General features: G+C 48.3%; 12 protein-coding genes. 4 read left to right on the forward strand and 8 right to left on the reverse strand.

Annotated features, from left to right (window positions below):
• Positions 1 to 264: 264 nt before the first annotated feature.
• Complete coding sequence (locus tag AAHB90_RS30365) at positions 265 to 3,402, forward strand: T9SS type A sorting domain-containing protein (RefSeq protein ID WP_342089075.1); 3,138 nt, start codon at positions 265 to 267, stop codon at positions 3,400 to 3,402.
• Positions 3,403 to 4,070: 668 nt separating this feature from the next.
• The gene (locus tag AAHB90_RS30370; RefSeq protein ID WP_342089076.1) at positions 4,071 to 4,406 is read left to right on the forward strand and encodes a hypothetical protein; all 336 of its coding nucleotides are present in this window, start codon (positions 4,071 to 4,073) and stop codon (positions 4,404 to 4,406) included.
• 624 nt (positions 4,407 to 5,030) lie between these two features.
• On the opposite strand, the gene AAHB90_RS30375 is transcribed toward AAHB90_RS30370, so the two are convergent.
• Positions 5,031 to 5,789 carry a helix-turn-helix domain-containing protein gene (locus AAHB90_RS30375; protein ID WP_342089077.1) on the reverse strand — a complete coding sequence of 253 codons (759 nt, stop codon included), beginning with the start codon at positions 5,787 to 5,789 and terminating at the stop codon, positions 5,031 to 5,033.
• A gap of 488 nt (positions 5,790 to 6,277) precedes the next feature.
• Between AAHB90_RS30375 and AAHB90_RS30380 the strand changes: the two genes are divergently transcribed.
• Entirely contained in the window at positions 6,278 to 6,922 is a 645-nt protein-coding gene (locus tag AAHB90_RS30380) for a response regulator transcription factor (RefSeq protein WP_342089078.1), read from the forward strand.
• A gap of 265 nt (positions 6,923 to 7,187) precedes the next feature.
• Entirely contained in the window at positions 7,188 to 11,234 is a 4,047-nt protein-coding gene (locus tag AAHB90_RS30385) for a hybrid sensor histidine kinase/response regulator transcription factor (RefSeq protein ID WP_342089079.1), read from the forward strand.
• A gap of 149 nt (positions 11,235 to 11,383) precedes the next feature.
• Here the strand turns inward: AAHB90_RS30385 and AAHB90_RS30390 are convergent, their stop codons facing one another.
• The 7 genes from AAHB90_RS30390 to AAHB90_RS30420 form a co-directional block, all read right to left on the reverse strand.
• Entirely contained in the window at positions 11,384 to 11,647 is a 264-nt protein-coding gene (locus tag AAHB90_RS30390; protein ID WP_342089080.1) for a GlsB/YeaQ/YmgE family stress response membrane protein, read from the reverse strand.
• A 41-nt stretch (positions 11,648 to 11,688) separates the two neighbouring features.
• Entirely contained in the window at positions 11,689 to 12,159 is a 471-nt protein-coding gene (gene lysM / locus AAHB90_RS30395) for a peptidoglycan-binding protein LysM (protein ID WP_342089081.1), read from the reverse strand.
• An 84-nt stretch (positions 12,160 to 12,243) separates the two neighbouring features.
• Positions 12,244 to 12,669: a hypothetical protein gene (locus tag AAHB90_RS30400; RefSeq protein WP_342089082.1), complete on the reverse strand. Its 426-nt coding sequence runs from the start codon at positions 12,667 to 12,669 to the stop codon at positions 12,244 to 12,246.
• 29 nt (positions 12,670 to 12,698) lie between these two features.
• Positions 12,699 to 12,968 carry a hypothetical protein gene (locus tag AAHB90_RS30405; protein ID WP_342089083.1) on the reverse strand — a complete coding sequence of 90 codons (270 nt, stop codon included), beginning with the start codon at positions 12,966 to 12,968 and terminating at the stop codon, positions 12,699 to 12,701.
• Between the two features lie 52 nt (positions 12,969 to 13,020).
• Positions 13,021 to 14,037 (reverse strand): bestrophin family protein, encoded by a 1,017-nt coding sequence (locus AAHB90_RS30410; protein WP_342089084.1) that lies wholly within the window; start codon positions 14,035 to 14,037, stop codon positions 13,021 to 13,023.
• Positions 14,038 to 14,736: 699 nt separating this feature from the next.
• Positions 14,737 to 15,495 (reverse strand): SDR family oxidoreductase, encoded by a 759-nt coding sequence (locus AAHB90_RS30415; protein ID WP_342089085.1) that lies wholly within the window; start codon positions 15,493 to 15,495, stop codon positions 14,737 to 14,739.
• Positions 15,496 to 15,667: 172 nt separating this feature from the next.
• Entirely contained in the window at positions 15,668 to 18,529 is a 2,862-nt protein-coding gene (locus tag AAHB90_RS30420; protein ID WP_342089086.1) for a DUF6923 family protein, read from the reverse strand.
• Positions 18,530 to 18,835: the final 306 nt, after the last annotated feature.

Below are 18,835 nucleotides of genomic sequence, written 5' to 3' on the forward strand. Positions count from 1 at the left end.
TCCAAATCAACAACCATGAAACATCGATTTACTCGCTTGAATCCTTCGGGAACGTCCGGTACATCCCCGGCAGGGAGGATTTTTGTCATCGCAGTTTTTTTGGGCCTCTTAATTCCGTCTCTCCTACTTGCGCAGGACTGTAGTGTAAATGCTGGTGGCAACGCTCTTGTTTGCGGGTCCAGTACAACCCTGGTCGGAGGGATTGAAAACAACGCAGGCCCCGGGGGGCCTACCTGGACATTTGTTTCCGGGCCCGTTACTCCAATGATTGCGTCACCCACCCAATTCACCACCAATGTCACAGGTATGACAGTGGACGGAAACTATGTATTTCAACTGAGCCACGCATGTGGTACAGGAACTGCGACCAGTCAGGTGACCATTACCGCGCGTGCGAGACCCGCTTCCTTCACGGCAGGGCCGGACGTTACCGGTATTTGTGCCACAGTAGGTACAACTCCCCTGGCAGGTGTAATACCAGCCGGCTTTACCGGACAATGGAGGTCAGTGAATATTTTTAGCAGAAACAGGTTTGGCACTACAGTATCCACAAACTCTGAATTCAGCAGCACTACTTCTTCAACCCCCACTTTTTCCCTGACCAACAAAGCGAATCACCCAATAGACCCTGCCTATTGGGCTATTTTGAAGATAACTTCGAACGATGGCCTTTGCAGTTACGAAGACACTACGGTGGTAAGATTTGTTCCGAATCCGATAATCGTTCCACCTGCAACAAAAACAGTATGCCGTACTCCTGAATCGACAGACGATTTTATTGACCTGCTAGCGGCTTCACCTCTTTTCAATACCAATTACGCTGGTTCGGCCGGGACGGTGGCCAATGGCACAACCATCACTGTAAATCCAATTGTTCAGCCGGCAGGGGGTAATATCAGTTTTAACCGCCTGGACGATGTGAGAAGAATGTACTTCAATGGTATGAATGTTGACGGGTTGTACCGGTTTACTTTAACAGTAAGCAATACCTGCGGTAACTACACAACACCTGAAATTGCTTTTACCTATACGGGCACCCAACCACATCGGGTTAACTTCCAGGTTGCCGGGCATCCTGAACAGATGGTTGCATATGCTGCCGGAGCATCCGGCGGAGAGCTGCATTGCAGCGACAAAGTGGGTTCTACTATGCCCGAAACATTCTACTTTGATGTCGACGCTCTGGATAATGCCGCGAACGTTACAACAGCGGTTACCTCCACTGGCATCAACCCTCCGGGCGGTGCTCCCGCTTCCATAGTTGTGAGTGGTACCGGAACAGCAAACAGAGTAGCCACAGTGACCCCTCCAGCAGGTGGCTGGCAGGTTGGAACTTATAAGTTCACTATCACTACAAGCTTCTCGGGAACCTGCGGAAGAACTCAGAATTACTACATCCATATTTCAGACAGCAGCAGACCAGATGTAGCAGTGGCCGACCAGAGCGTTTGCTATCCGGGAACCGGAGCCATATCCGCAAATATCCCTCTGCCGGCAGTTTACCAGGGTGTGGTTAACAGCAGTTACTTTCAGGATTTTTCAGGGGTTTACAATTTTACTGTGGTATCCAAGCCGGCCGGCTCCGGAAATCCGACTTTTGGTACATCCAACGAACGCGCAACCACGCTTACCAGTACCACGATCGGTAATTTGACCACTGCCGGAGACTATGTGTTTAGTATCACGGCAGCACCCACATCTGGTAGTTCAATAGGTGCATTTTTGGCTGCGGAATATGCTTGTTCAGGGACATCGCTTACCAATACCTTTACCATACATGTAGAGAACCTGGTCAATGCCAATGCGGGTAGTGACGTATCCATTCTATGCCCAACCACGGTATCCCTGCTGGGAAATTCTCCCGGTGCAGGCAGCGGAGAATGGGTGGTGGTGTCATCACCAGCAGGATCCAACCCTGTTTTCACAAATCCAACCAGCCCTTCCACCAGCGTTACGGGTTTGACCGAGGAAGGCAATTATGAATTTTCGTGGCAGATTACTTCGCCGTTGGGAGGCTGCACAAGCACAGATAATGTAATCATTAACCGGGTTTGTGGTCCGGCAATAAATATTCCCGGCCAGATATGGATAGATGCTGACGGCGATGGTGTAACCGACGCAGGGGAAGGCGGTGTTGCCAATGGCTTGTGGGCCAATTTACTCGACCCTTCCGGTAACGTAATAGCGTCGGTAGAAATACAGCCGGACGGTTCATACAACCTGGAGATACCCAAAAGTGTTCTGACAGCATCGGGCAGTTATTCCATAGCATTAACAAATAGCAGCCAAATTCCCGGCACGAATATTACCGCGGGAGATACGCCGCTGAACAACTACCACTACACCGGCACCAACCGCGGTGGTACCACTTCTGTTGACATAGTAAACCAGACAGGTCTTTTACCCATTGGAGATTTAAGTACGGTAGCAGCCGGCACCACCACGAATCCGGTAAACTTTGGAATTGACCAGGAGCCTAATACTAACCCTTTATCTCATGTTTTGACCGGTCAGCCAGCTGTAAACGATGAAGTTTCGCTCAATGGCATAGCCAGTCCGTTGCCGGCAGGTAACGACCCCGAAGATGGTGTATATACCGGTAGCGCAGGCACTACAAACGATCCAAGGGGTGTGGTGATTACTTCGTTGCCAACTCAAGGAGAATTGTGGTACAATGGTTCTGGGTCTCCTGTTCTGGTATCAGCGGCAGACGTAGCCAATGGCGTTTTGTTTCCTGACCCCTCATTGTTTAGTGTCATACTTACCGGTACAGGTTATACCAGCACTACTTTTGAGTATGCTTATGTTGATGCAGCCGGGGTAGTAGATCCTACACCTGCCAGTTATACGATTAGCTGGGAAAAGCCGCTGCCGGTCAAACTGGTTAACTTCGTTGCGCAATTAGAAAGCAATGTGGCCAGATTGGCCTGGAGTACGGCCCAAGAGGAGAACAGCGATTACTTCGAAGTGGAGCATAGCATCGACGCTAAGCACTGGACCGCACTGGGCAGAGTAAATGCAGAGGGAGAGAGTAGCGCACACAAGGATTATGGTTACGAACATGCTGATTTAAACGGTGGATTCAATTACTATCGTCTAAAGATGGTGGACAAGGACGGAACGTTTGCCATGAGTTCGATCCGCACTTTGCAGTTTGATAATTCCGGGCATGTTTCGCTTTATCCAAACCCCGCGTCCGACCGCTTTGTTCTCAAAGAGATTGACCTCAGTAAAATAAAATCGGTGAAAATCCTAAACACGGCAGGAACAACGGTGTGGGAGAATGAAGGTACCTTGTCCAGTGAAGATATTAAAATAGGCCTCGCAGACGGCCTGTACCTGGTGCACATTGAGAAAACTGACGGAAGCAGAGAAATACTCAAACTTGTGGTGAGTAAATGATCATTTGTGAGATCAATACAGAAGAAGTAGTAGCGCCGAGCACCGATTGGAAAACAGTTTCGGAGAATGGCCAGGTCTATTAACATACTTTCATTGTCTGGTAATGCCATGGCTGCCTAATTAAGAAAACGCCGTTAGCAGTCGACTTTTCAGACTGCTGACCACATTTGATTTAGACTTATGACACCTTTCTGGCAATGCCTGAAAGGTGTTTTATTATCTTCAACTCAGTCTCACGACCTATCTGGTGGAAATTGCATTGAACGCCTGCCGGATTGAATGCAATCTAATGGCGGTTTTGTTAGCAAGCGGGAAGGACCTAGCAATTCATCCGTAAAAAAACGATTGTGCTGGTCTGGGCTCATTCCGTGAGCCACGTCACCGGTATGCAAACAACCGCTCTCTCGCAGGCTTTTTTGGATAATCAGGATTTGGTCAGAACCAACCGGTTTCTGATAGATTTCAGTATGCATCATAGAAGCAGGAATTAAATGGTTAGTACGTTTATTCATTGACCGGGTAATGAATGTGCGTTATAATGGCATCCCGATAAGGACGATAGCCTTCGAACCGTGGCAAAGGGGTTACCTCGCCTCCTGCCTGTCGGCCGACTTGGCCTTTGTTGGCACGCACTCGACATTCTCAAACTCAACGGACTTGTCACACAGTTGAAAAAGAAGCTGATCGATGGCATGATCGGTCCTGGCTATACAGAAGAGTATGCAAGGCACATTTTTAAACAACTGGAAGGTGTCGCAAAATACGGATTTCTCGAAAGCCGCACGCCCGCTTTGCGCTTGAGCATATATCTCCTGCTGGGTGAAATGCTATTATCCGGATATGTTTGCCGCGGCGCTCTTGAATTCTCAGTCTATTCGCTTTTAACAGCCTTTCCGAATCGAGATCGACATCCAAAAGCGTGGGGTGAAGGTCCCGCAAGTGGATGTGAACATTTTTTAATCGAGGTAATACGCTCGGAGAACCAGAAGGAAAATATAGGGTGATCAGGCTCGGCTTGCGTTAGCCCGAAGGACTTTTAGAGCAAGATCTCGCGACTTTGGTAGCCGAGCGCACCAGGCAGTATACGGCCGTGCACTTGATCAGGGATGCCGGCGTAAGGGTGCTGGAAAGACCCACCGAGGCGGACGCTTTCTAATTGATGGGCATGGACCCTGGCCAGATACTTATAGTCAGATCAGAGCAGTGGCGTCTGAAAATAGCACCAATGTATACGCTTACCCAAATCTCGCCACGGACGAATTGACCATAGACGGATAAAATGGATCAGAGGTGATTAAAGTTCTGGATATTTCCAGGCGCACATTGATAGAAGGCCACAACAGCGATGGTAAAACAAGAAGACCATTAACATCCTGTCTCTTCCGAATGGAGCATACCTATTCAAGATCCAAATGCCGGACGACTCGTCTGTTTCACAAAAAAGTTAATTTAGAAAAAATAGCGTTCAAACCTATCCGATAAGCTCCTGGAGTACAGTCCATTAATCACCAGCTAAGTTTACAAATCAACCCTTCCGGAATCCGGAAGGGTGATCTTTTACTCAACGTATGCCGAACCATCGGCAATATTTTATCCAATTATTTTACCGCAGACACAAAACCGTCATTTCATTGCGCATTGATACGATGCTTCACCTCCATTGGAGTTTTACCGAAGAATTTCCGAAATTCCCTGCTAAAATATTTGCTATCCTCATAACCGATTGATGCGGCCACTTCATTAACCGGATAGATTCCTGCCTCCAACAGCTTCATCGCCCTTTGCATTCGAATTTTCTTAACAAACTCATTTACAGTGATACCTTTAAGAAATCTAAGCCTACGATAAAGAACAGAAACGCTTATACCCATTTGAAAGGCCATTTCTTTAACACCAAAATTGGGATCAGAAATATTTTCAAATATCATTTGTTCCAATTTTGTAATAAACCGGCCACTTATCCCTTCCAATTCCGATTGGACCCACATTTCCTGTACAGCTCTGTCGCGCATGGCATCCCGTAACCGAATCATGTTTTCTATGTTTAGCATCAGTACGTGGCTATCGAATGGCACTGAAATATAGCCGTCGGCACCGGCCTGCAAACCGACAGTCCGATACTCAATCGGCCCCAGCAAAATAATAGACACATGGCCCGTATACGCGTCAGATTTCAATTTCTGACATATCAACAGTCCGCCTCGCGACGGGTCAGAAATATCACAGACCACCACGTCAGGCCTTAATTCCCTGGCCATTGCAAGACCCTCTTCATCATTATTACTTTCCATCAGATGGAAATTTTTAGCCAACGCCTCACTTCCCAAACTATTCCGAGCAATACTTTTGTCAATAATCAGAACCGGTCTCCTGTCTTCCGAATTCATAACACTTCCGATACATATTAAGTTGTACTAAAAAATGGGATTACAATTGATGAACGGCATTGGCGAATAAGTGGTCGGATCACACCTGGCAGTCAACTATTGTAATATCGAGCAAATCAGTAGAACCACTAATGTGGCTTCTGACGACGATGCACAAACTTAGCTCAATGCCCACTTGCTATCAATGGGTTATAGGCACAAACCGGACATAAACACAAAATCCCCACCAAATAGGCAAGATTTCCCACCATCTCGGGCTGACTAAAATATCCATGATTCACTGCTCAGAAAACCATCACTGTCTCCTGTTCAGAAATCTTTGCATACACTTTGATTTTTTTGTTTGAATAAAAAAACAGACCAAAATGGCAATTTAGCCTCCCATACCTTAGGAAATAAAGCGACAATTTGGGCCAACAAAAAAACACAGTTCGGACGCAGATAATGTAAAATCCTTTACGATTTCATCAACACTACCTCTCACAAACATGAGCCATAACATCCAGGAAGATTATTTAATGGTCATTGTCGACAATCGGCCAATGTATAGAGCCGGCATCCGATCGAGGGTCGAATTGATGATACCGGAATGCAGATTTTCGGAGCACGATTTGTTTGCTGACTCGCTGTTGGATAGACAAGTTGGAAGCTCCATTTACTTCATGATCAGCGTCAGAAATATGTCGGACAAAACCATCATCCACAACATCAAAAAATTACGATTGCTACAAGAGACATGCAAGATTGTTCTTTACGGTTACCAGCAACCCGTTCCCAACATTATTGCCTTCTTCCGGGAAAAAATCAGCGGATACCTTCCCGACGATTTCACCGATAGTGAGCTTGGGGAATGTATTACAGCTCTGTCTGCCAACCGGATTTATATCAACATGCAAATAGCGATTGAATTGATGATTACTCCCCCGCCGGTCCGTTCCAGAAAAAAGCCGCTGCTAACCCAGACAGAAACCAAGGTTGTCAATCTCCTGGTCAGAGGACCAAGCCCATTGCATATTGCCCGAGAAATGGGCAGAAAAATATCAACAATAAGCACAATCAAATCCAACATTTTAAAAAAGACACAGGTCAACAACGTAATCGACCTGGCAGAAGTATTGGAAAAAGCACCGTAGGAAATGAGCATCTGATCAATGCCATCTGGCTCAACTAACGCATATAATTATACGAATGCGGAACAATGCAGGTTAATGTGCCCAAGCAGCATTGTTTAGACCAGTGTTTTGCGAATAAATTTCGCGAATGCTGGCTTTAAGATCAAGCGCTTCATCTGATCCGGTGCGACGACATTGTGAAAACTATACTGGGTCTATACGTCACAAGTTGTACCTTTGCATAATTTTGCAAGAGCATTCGTCTCTACCCAAGTGCGCTTCGTTGATGACCAGTTATAAAAGTATCCTGCTTAGCCTGATTGCTATTTTTGCCTGTTTCGGCCGTACGAGAGCGCAGCCGTTTAAAAACATTTCAGAAAAAGAAGAAGAGCCGATCAACGGCGTCTTTGCCATTGCGCAGGGCAAAGACGGCCTGATGTGGTTTGGTACGCAGAACGGGCTGATCCGGTATGACACCCGCAGCCTGACCCGCTACCTGACGGATCCAGCCGGAAAGCAGGTCTTTACAGACATTAAGGACATCATATGCGACTCACAGGGTCGAATTTGGGCAGGTAATAGCTCAGAATTAACGCTCTATGATCCAAGTACGGCCCATATTACGCAGTTTAAATATGATTCGACCCGCGCTAATTCGCTATCCCACAAGTGGGTTAACTGCGTGATGGAAGATAGCAAAAAACAAGTCTGGGCAGGGACCCAGCATGGGCTTACCCGCATTGTTACCCGTAAGGGATCCGTTAGCGTATCCCGCCACCTGCAAAATGAATTCAAGGGCGCTGCGCTTGAAATCAAATGCATGGCCGAAGGCAAAGACGGAACGCTTTGGCTGGGCTCGGCCGACGGGCTGATCAGAATGCCGGTCAACGGTGATAAACCCAAACTATACCGGATGCCGCCATCTGCACCCGAACCGCTGCGAAACGAATTTCTGACTATTTTCACAGATAACAATGGTGCGGTGTGGCTGGGAAACAGCAACGGCGGACTGATCCGGTTCGACCCGGCAACCGAAGTTTTCAAGACTATTGGCAGTGTGAAAAACACAGCCGGTGGCATGCCGGTCGTACGGGACATTATTTCGGACGGACGCGGCAGATTGCTGCTTGCCACGGACTCAGGCCTGGCCCATTTCGACCCGTCGACCGGGGAGGTGGATTGGTATGTAAACCGGCCCGGCGATCCGCAGAGCCTGCCCGACAATTCACTATACGCTGCCTATATTGACAACCAGGGCGGACTTTGGCTGGGAAGCTACTATGGTGGGATCAACTACGTACACCTCAACTCCCCCCGCTTTAAACGCTGGCCATTCAGCCCCGAAGACCCACGCGCTGGCTCGTTCGTGAATGCGTGGATCGGAAAAAGTAAAACGAATCGCATGTGGAGCGTTTCGGACGATCTGCAAAAACTACTCCTCTTCGACGTAGCAGGCAAAAAATCCGAGACATTTCCACTGAAACTAGACGGCAGGGCAGATTATTATGCTTTTTATATCGATCAAAACGAAGTACTTTGGGCTGGTGGCAAGGCCGTATTGACCAGTTTCGATATCAGACGGGGCATCTACCGCCATTACCCCCTGTCGGTCCCGGGACAGCCAGAACTCCGAAAAACACGGACTTACGCGATCACCGAGGATAGTTACGGGCATTTTTGGGTAGGAGGAGCTTATGGTTTGCTCCTGTTCGACAAAAAAACCGGCACCTTCACAAGGGCCCCAACGGTTAACTATGCGACCTCAATTTTCGAGGATTCGCGCAGAAATATCTGGATCGGCGGGAAGGCCGGGCTATACCGGATCAAACCGGAAGCAGCCAAAGCACCCAGTCCGGCCATTGAAAAAATTCGTTCGAATTCGGAGTTCGTCATCTCATGGCGTGTGAATGAAGACAAGTGGGGAACGATTTGGGCCGCTTGTGAGATGCAGGTACTAAGCTACAATCCCGAAAAAAACCAGTTTGAGCTGAATGCCGATATTCCGCAGGATGGCGCGCTTGACGTGGTTCCCGACAGCAAGGGCTACATCTGGATCAATGCGTATACGAAGTTATATCGCTACCATCCCAAGGAAAAGACACTCCAATCGTACAGCGGGCAGGACGGCCTGCCTGCGAAAGGGAGTTTGATGCAGGGCGCCGGAACGGCCGACCGGAACGGCCATCTCTATTTCGTGACCAACATAGGCATGTTCAGTTTCGATCCTACCACTATATCCATCCCCAACCGCCCCGCCCCTATTGTTCTCAGCTCTTTGAAATTATTCAACAAAACGGTGCGGGTGCGCGACAGTACCGGTATTCTTCCTGTACCGGTTGAAAAATTAAAGGAAATCACCTTCCGGCATGACCAGAGCATTTTTACGCTCGACTTCGCGCTGCTGGATTACGTGCGATCGGACGTGAACCGTTATGCCTACAAAATAGAAGGCATCGACCGGGACTGGAACTATGTAAAAACGCCATCGGCTACCTATACGAACCTCCCGTCAGGCAGCTACATTTTCCAGGTCAAGGCGGCTAATGGCGACGGTATCTGGACGAAAGAACCGCTTCAAGTTAAAATCAACATGCTGCCACCTTGGTGGCGGACGTGGTGGGCTTACCTGGCCTACCTACTGCTGGCGGCCGGCGTCGTATATGCCATTGCGCGCTTCTTCTGGATCCGGAGCTCATTCAGAAGGGAAAACGCATTGAACCAGGTCAAACTCGACTTTTTCACCAACGTTTCGCACGAAATCCGTACGCACCTTTCGCTGATCAGCGGGCCATTGGAAAAGGCCTACCAGCAGGCCACCGAGGGCAAAAACAACGAAAACTACCTCAGTTACGCACGTACAAACTCCGACAGGCTCATGCTCCTGGTGAACGAACTGCTCGATTTCCGCAAAATCCAGAGTGGCGGCACACCCTTGCAGGTGCGTGAACACGACCTGATGAAGATCATCAAGAGCGTGATCGCCGCATTCGAGCATATGGCCAAGGAAAAAGGTATCGAAACCGTGCTGACAGCCCCGGAAACGCCGGTTCTGTTGTGGTTTGACATCGCCCAGATGCAGAAGGTGTTTTACAACCTGCTGAGCAACGCCTATAAATTCACCCATGAAGCCGGCCGGGTAGCGGTGCGCATTACCGAGACTTCCAACGAAGTGAAAATTACGGTGGAGGACAATGGGAAGGGTATGTCGCAGGAACATCTGCAAAAACTTTTCACCTACTACTACCAGGCGGATTCCGAAAAACCAGGCTACGGCATCGGACTGGCGCTTTCCAAGGCTATCGTCGAGCAGCACCACGGGTACCTAACGGCCGAAAGCCGCCTACATAACGGCCACGCGCTAAATGGGATTGCGGCACCCGGCGAGGCTTCGGCCGGCGGCACCACGTTGACGATCCGCATGTTGCGGGAAAACCTGCACTTCGCCCCCGAACAAATAGCCATTAACGGTCAATTATATACGGAAGACATGCTGACCGAGGCGATGGCCTTACCGGCCAGCAACCAGGTGGCAGGAGGAAAGCAGGCCAATACCATCCTCATCATCGAAGATAACGACCAGTTGCGGGTGTTTATACGCGACCTTTTTGAAGGAGATTTCAACATAATAGAAGCGGAGAATGGCGTGCGCGGGTTGGAACTGGCCAACGAGCATTTGCCGGATATCGTGCTGTCCGATGTGATGATGCCGGAAATGAACGGGCTTGAAGTATGCAGCCGGCTGAAAAGTAATATAGCCACAGCGCACATTCCGGTGGTACTGCTTACCGCCCGAACCCAGAACGAGCACGTGATCGAAGGACTCGAATCGCGCGCAGACGACTACCTCACCAAACCATTCGACCCGCGGATTCTTGAACTGAAAATCAACAACCTGATCCGCGTACGCGACGAGCTGCGAGCGCGCTACCGGGAGTCGGTACTGGTGGACGGTGCCGCAAACAGTATTGCCCGGGACGTGAACGAGGCATTTATCGGCAAGCTCAGAGCACTCCTTATTGAAAACATTTCCGATCCGAAGTTTGGTGTTAATGAGCTGGCTTTTCAGGCCGGCATGAGCGTATCCGCGCTTTATAGAAAACTGAAATCACTCACCGGGATTACGGTTAATGATTTCACGAAAACAATCCGGCTCGGCGAAGCTAAAAAGCTATTGGAGACGGGGATATACAACGTAAGTGAAGTAGCCGCCATCATCGGGTTTGAAGATAGCAGACACTTCAGCAAAGAATTCGCAAAGGCGTACGGCAAAAAACCCAAAGAAATAAAAAATCAAATGCCCGGCCAACTCAACAGTTCCTCTGAAAGCAATTGATTTACAATACAAATCAACCATCAAAAGCTGGCGACATTGCATAAGGGCCTGATGTTTTGCGCAAGGATCAGCATATGACATAAACTCACCAAACTGCTTTACATTTTAGTGAGTTTGTGTTTTTTTCCGAAGTTATTACGGGTGCCCTTTTACGCAGGTTTATTCCCCTTGATTAATCCAACTACACCCAGAATAACAATTGCCCCGATAAATGCAGTCAAGCACCTGGAAATAATCGCGGGGAATCCTACTACCGTCTGAAGGTCATTCCCTAACAACCACCCACCTACAACCCCTCCAGCCATACCTAGCAAAATCTGAACCCACAAGAATAGCGAAAAACGGCTGAATGCTTTGCCGGCAAGCCAACCTGCCAGACCTCCGATCGGAATCGATACCAAAACACTTGTCATAGTAATTGGATTTATGTAAGACCTTCGCAAAAGTAGCCTGTTTATAACGCGGGGATCCTCAGCGTCTGCCCAGGGTAGATCAGGTCAGGGTTTTTCAGCATAGGTTTGTTAGCCTCAAAAATGACCGGGTATTGGGTCATATTGCCATAATAATAAGTCTGTGCGATTTTTGAGAACGTATCGCCTCTTTCAACGGTATGGAACCGGGCAGCCGCAGTGGGCGCAACCACCTCGATACGGTTGTCAACCAAGTCTACATCTTCTACATTACCGACAGCCAGCGCAATTTTTTCGGCATCCTCCTGCCAGGCTACATTCCCTTCCAGGATCACGGCGTGTTGGGAAGTTTTTACACTGAGGTTGTTATAAGGAAGCCCCAGCGACTTTATGTACGCGAGCAGAGCACTCGCACGCAGAGGCTCGGCAACTTCCGCAGGGTGCGACGCCGTGCCAGCTTCGTCTTTCTGGAAGATTTTCTCACCAACTCCTTTAATAAATGATAATAGACCCATAAAATAAAACTGTTTAAATTAATATTAATCAGCACTAGTATGTTTTAATAGAAAATAGCACAGGGTAATTGCCAACTCGCCAGATCATTTGTTTAATATTCCGTGTACGGCATATTTACGTTTAAACCGTCCGCGCCAGACAATCAAACTAGCCTGGTATTCACTTGTTTGTTGATCAATTACTGTTTCCTGCTTAACTGACAATATTACGCTATAATCGGCCCCGGAGAAATACATATCAAACCCTCTTCCGTTCTTCAATGTCATGGTGTAGCTCAGCGGCACCCTTTGGCTTTCATCAATGTAAATGGCCCTTTTCAACGGATCAGCAGTGAATATGTATTGTCTTGTATGCAAAGGCACTTTTTGTAAAGCAAAAAAATATCCCGCCCCTTCTGTGGGACGTATTTCATTTAATGCAGGGTGTGATACATGCTTAACGAACGGATCGCCCGCCGCGGCGAGCGTTGTTATTGCACAGAAATAAATAAGGTTGATGAATAGCATCACAGTATGTCAATACATTTAGATGTAGCCCTCTAAGCGGCATAGGAATGTTGTTGATATTTTTTTCGTCTGATCTTCGCCTTAGCTTCCATTAGGCTTCTCCGCCCGCTGGTATCTAGATCAATATAGTCGAACTTCTTATATCGGCAGAACGACCCCACATCCCGATCCCCGTTGATAAAAATGCCACCGACCAGAATGACATGCTCTTCGATGACGTCCAGCAGGCGATCAATGGTGTCGATGGAAGTCATCGCATTAGGGTACCCCCGACGAACGGCTTCAAGATGTTGATTTTTCATGTTCTTTTGGAATAAATGATTTAAGCTCCCGAACCAACGGGCATAGACTTGCCTACATCAAAATGTTGTTAACTGCTACCAATGGCTGGGGCACCTCCCTCTCGCCCAGCATTTCCCTGAGATCTATCTCTATGTTACGGCTAATCTGAGTAATCGGGATGTCGTTCGCATTACCTTCAAATGGGTTTTCAGTAGACTCGCCGATTTGCTCTAAGACCAAAAAGACCCAGCCTAGCAAAACGCTGAGCGGTATGGCCAGCCAGACGATATTATCTCCCAGCTTGTCGGTCAGCTTGGAAAGCTCGCCAATAAATCCCAACGGCAGCATCAGGCAAAGCATATTGGTGAAGTACAAATTGATGCTGGAAAACTGGCGTGGATAGGGAGAATTCTTAATGCGTTCGCATTTGCCCTGCTGATCGTACAGGTCTTTGAGCATATTTTCCAGTGCCACGTCGCTAAAATCACCGATCATACCCTGCTCATTGAGCGTTCTGAGCTGTGCAGACTGCATCGCAACGAGTTGTGCCGCCTTGTTTTTAGTGGATAGGATGTGCTGCAGTTCTTCGTAGTTCAAAAAACTTTTCAGCTCCTGGTCCAGCGTGCTTTCCCATTCCGGAACTTTGTAATACCTCAGATACTGGCGGTTATAGCTGCGGGTTTTTACGTTTTCCCAGCTTTTGGTTTCGCGCAACTGAAAGCGCAGCGCGGTAAGCCAGGCCAGATGTCGGTAAACAATCTGCCGGTGAAGGGCCGCCTCACTTGCCTTTTCGGGTGTCCTTAGAAAATCCCTGACCATGATTCCCATCGCACGACTACTGTTGATGATTGCTCCGTACACTTGCCTTGCTTCCCAGCTCCGGTTGTAGGTCTGCGTATTTCTAAACCCGGAAATAAACGCTGTGGCCGTACCCAGCAGCGCCACCGGCACCCAGGGAAGGGCCAGCCATTTCCAATCCAGAAAATAGAATAATGTGGTCGGAACGCTGCTTATCAAAAGCATCTTGTAGATTTTCGTCCGTGTCCAGGGGATGAAATGGTATAGGTTATAATGGCTGGATGTGTTCATTGGGTTATTGACTGTCGGAAGAAAATTTACTGATCAGAAGGCCCACCAGCACAACAGTATAAAACTGCCCGACAATACCGATGAATGCGGCAACCAGCTTGGTGGCAGGCAGGTTGGGCGTGATGCCCCAAAACCGATGCTGGTAAAGATAATAGAACAGAAATACACAAGATCGATAAAAGTGTGTGCGGGCGAAGAGGTGTCGATCCCCTTGGAGGCCCGATGGTCCTGATATTGGAAATACTGCAATAAGAAAACGGAAATTTCTATTAGTAATAAATAGCCGCAAGCCGCGGCGGAAATGATGTCGGTATTAATATAACCGGGCTTTATCAAGAGACTGAGCAATTTGGCAAGTAGAAAGCAAAAGAAGACCACATAATTGATATTGAGCAAGGTAAAGTACCAGTGGACATCCTTGAAAAACGGGATACCGGCCGGGAGCAACAGGATGGCTACGAAATGTAAGTTACGTATCCAATGTTCCCAGCTGTGTTTGCCGGCAAAAGTAAGAACGCTGCCGACACCTAGTATCAATATTCACCGGCCAGACCACCCGGGTATAAAATCGAGATTAGGCAAGAAAATACCGACGAATAAATGCTGCACCAGTACTAATAACAGCAGTTCATACTTCCGTTTTTCAAGCCTTTTCGCGATATTCATAAACGATCCTGGAACCCTGTCTCAAACTAATTTCTACCGCGTTGTGTATCCGCCGTTAGCGAATATAGTCTGACCGGTAATCCACCAACCCTCGGATACCAGAAACTCCACCAAGGGGGCAATGTCCTTAATGTCGGTCAATCCGCCGAGTGCTGCGGCCGATTTATGGTAGGCAACCGCATCGTCGCTTTCCTGACCGTAAAAGAACGGAGTGTCCATCGGGCCAGGTGCTACGGCCGTTACGGAAATACCCCTTGCCCCAAACTCTTTGGAAGCTGCGCGCGTATAGTGCTCCACAGGAGCTTTTTGACCGGCATACGTAGAATATAAGCCTGTGTATGCCGCCAGTAGGGAGGTAACGATCGTGCATATCTTGCCGTTTTCACTTAACTTCTTGCCTGCCTCCTGGATAAAGAAGTAAGCCACTTTCGAATTGATGTCGGCCATGCTGTCGTATTCTTCCTCGGTGGTTTCGCTGAACGGCTTCTTTAGCACTTTTCCAACGGTGTTGATCGCAATGTCAACTCCTCCGAAGTTAGCTATGGCCTCATCAAAAAATCGGGTGATGTTGCCAATCTTGGTTAAATCTCCTTGAAACAGGAAGCCCTCTGCCCCGGCAGCTTTCACGTCTGCAAGTGTTGCTTCCGCTTCTGACCGGGAACTTTCACTGTTGTAATGAATAGCAAGCTTGGAAGCTCCTTTCATTGCCAGGTTGCGAGCGAGCAAGCCGCCCAGATTTTTTCCTCCACCGGCGATTAACACCGTTTTGCCCTTGAGATCGCTTTTTAGCATAATCTTGGTTTTTAGTTTATTAATGAACACTCTATTAAACAATTACCTCTGGTGCTAAACTTTAGGGCATGCATTCGCTGCTTCAATGACCATAAGGCTCCCCTGTCAAGAAGATATGGAATCAAAAATCCCATATCTTCTCTCCATGCCGGGATACACGGACTCCTTACTTTTATTTCACAACAAACATCTTCGTTTGCACGTCGTCGTTGGAGATGAAGCGTAGTATATACATGCCTGAGGCAAGTCCATGCAAGTTCAATTCCTGGGTTTTGGCCAGGCTCTGTTGCAGCACCAGCTTCCCCGTCAGAGTCGTTAATTCAGCACGATACCGCTCGGAACCTGGTATAGAGATAATCAATTTGCCATTCACAACCGGGTTAGGATAGACAGATATCCGCTCCGTGCCATTTTCAACAGACACCGCTCTGATAGCGCTGAAAGCATATGTGCCGTCATTGTCGACCATTCTTAGGCGGTATAGATTTTCACCTTTTTCCGGTGAACCGTCGGTGTAAATGTAATTTCTCAAAACACTGCTTTCCCCGTTTGACCGAACACTGCCGATTGTAGACCAAACTTTGCCATTGAGGCTACGCTCGATCTCAAAGCGGTCCGAATTTACTTCCTCGGTTGTCGACCAGGTAAGCAGCGCGGTGTTTCCTTCTTTTCTAGCATCAAAGGCTACCAGTGTTACCGGCATCGGGCAGTCGACAATGATGGTTAATGTAGCAATCGATTCCAGGCCATTGCCATCGGTTACCACGTAATCGATAGATATGGTATCGCGCAGGCCATTGACCGGAGTAAATGTGATCGCACCCGTCACGGTGTTCACGTTATATTCGCCCTGTCCGGCGACAGTCAGAGTCGTCACCCGAGCAAGCGTGCCTGGCGTCAACAGTTTCACACTGGAAGGGACCACCGGCGCACTGCCCGCCACATCATTGGCCAGCACATCGACCGTAGCCGCATTGCAGGTAGTGGTACCGTTATCGTCCACTGCCACTGGCGGATCAGTCACGATAGCACTTGGGCAGCGCGCGCCATCACCCGGAGTTACGCCGGAAGCTGTCGAAAACAGTGAGGCTGTAAGATTTGTAAGCGGCGCGCTGATCTTGAAAATGGCCCCGCTGCCGTTATTACCTACATACATATCGCCATCCGTATCAAAGAATGCGGTGCCAAAAGCACCGGTGTAGGTAGATGTTTCAATGCCTGCGCCGGTTACTGAGCCCAATGTAGTCCGGTTACCCGTTGCCGGATCAAACTGATATAGCACCTTGCTTGTGCCAAATCCATAAAGCAGGCCATTGGTCGGGTTGAACGACCAATCGTTCAAGTCGGTCGGCGTAGTGGGTAGTGTTACGGCAGTCAGGTAATTTGCGGAGCCGGGATTCAGGTCTACCTTAGTGATCTGGTTGGAATTGGAGGCATACAGATACAGAATGCCATCCGGGCTGACATCTCCGGTTGCATAACCCGGCACTGGCGAGGGAAAGCCGGTCACATCATGGAATGTCACAGACCAATCACTGCCGATCCGGACGAGCTGATTGGTGCCGTAGCGGAAACCCCAGATGTAGTTGTCAACCGTGTTGTAGCCGATGGCGTTAATGAAAGCATTCGGGCCTTCGATCAAGGTCTGTTTGCCCAGGGCGGTAACACCGCTCGAGAGGTCAAGTGTGTAGCCGTCCGAAACGTTGGAACCGCTTATGTTCCGATTACCGATTACATAGCTTAATTCCGAGCATGGAAAGGCAGGCTGAGCAACCCAGGTTGCGGAAGCTTCCCGAAAGGGATATGTAATATCACCCTTGCTTAACCCAATAAATCCCTGATAATCTTCCAAACCCGTGCAGGGTTCATACACAATGAGATTGTTGACATTCCAAAAACCTGGTTGATTGTATACAATCCGTAACGTCGCTGTGGTACTTGTAGCACTGGTAACGGATACTACCGCGGTAGCGGGCGATGACGCAAACGTCATGGTACTGTCACTTGGATTATAGGTCGCCCCTGTTACCGAGTTCAGGGTTATGCCCGTGGGGAGCTTTAACTTAAAAATTCTCGAATGTCCACCATCGTCTGTCAGGTTAACAGTAAAATTTTGAGGCGTCCCCGCCGACACAGCGGACGCCGGGCCAGTAATTGAAAACACTGGCTCAGCCGGGCTTGGCAGGCTGGGAATAGCGTCGATCGCATCTCCATGAAGACCCGCGTAATGAACCGTATAATCAGGCCCGAGCGTAGTATTCACCGCTCCCTGAACATCCATGAAGTTTTGATAAGTCGTTGCCGGTGTTGCAATGTTATTCATCAAATAGACCAGGCGAGCTGCCTTTAATTGATCAACGGCGTCTGCACTTCCTGATTTATCCAGGTCCAGGCGGGCCTGTGGAAAAAAAACAACCTCTCCTATGTAATTACTGTTCGCCATAGAAGGTGAGGGTTTCCCGTAGTCGATACAAAAAGAGATTTCGGAAGAAACAAGATTCTTATTCGCATCAAAATAGGCAGTGGCGATTGGCGTAGCTTCCTCGGGATAAGAGTCCATCACAGTATATGAGTTGGGAGTAATAAACTTTTTCCAGTAAGCAACCTGAAAACCAAATGCTGACGTAGCAACCTCATCCCCAGTTGTGTAAGGGATATAGATTTTAAAGTTCCCTCCCGTGGAAGCGACGGAGCTCTCAAATGTCACAGTAACAGATCCTGTATAGGTACGGGTTTGCAACAAATAACCCGACGCGTTTGTCGATGTTATAGTTTCGGCCGGTGTCCCCGTAGCAGAAGTCCCCTGATAAATCTTGATAACCGCGGCAGGGGCCATGTCCAAAAAATCAAACCGAAGTACAGCTTTGCCCGTTGTTCCGTCGGACAGTTCCGGATTAATTGTAACCGTACGAAGGGGATAAACGGCATTCATAGTCTCGGAGAGTGTCAATTTGCCTGATGTCGCCTTTCCGCTCCCGCTTTTTCCGGCTGGCACATTCTCCGGGAAAGTATTCTCGTCATTGCTCCCACCCAAAAAAAACCACCTGGTTCCTCCCCCAGGATCTGGGCATGATTGAGCATTCGCAAATGATAACGATACGCATGTCAAAATAGCGGCTAGCATCAAGCCCGTGAACCTTGTAATAAAAATACTACGTTTTGGGGAGATATTTAACATAGAAAATAGTGATTTAAATTCAGTTGTTTTTAAGAAGTATTTGCTAATTGAATAAGATATAATTTTTGTTATCAGGACTATTTTTAGACAACGACACAAGCAATATCAGCGCCAAAACGACTTGCGCAAATACAGATTAATTCATTAAAATAAATCGCCAAA

Source organism: Dyadobacter sp. OTU695, assembly GCF_038440355.1.
Classification (GTDB): Bacteria; Bacteroidota; Bacteroidia; order Cytophagales; family Spirosomataceae; genus Dyadobacter.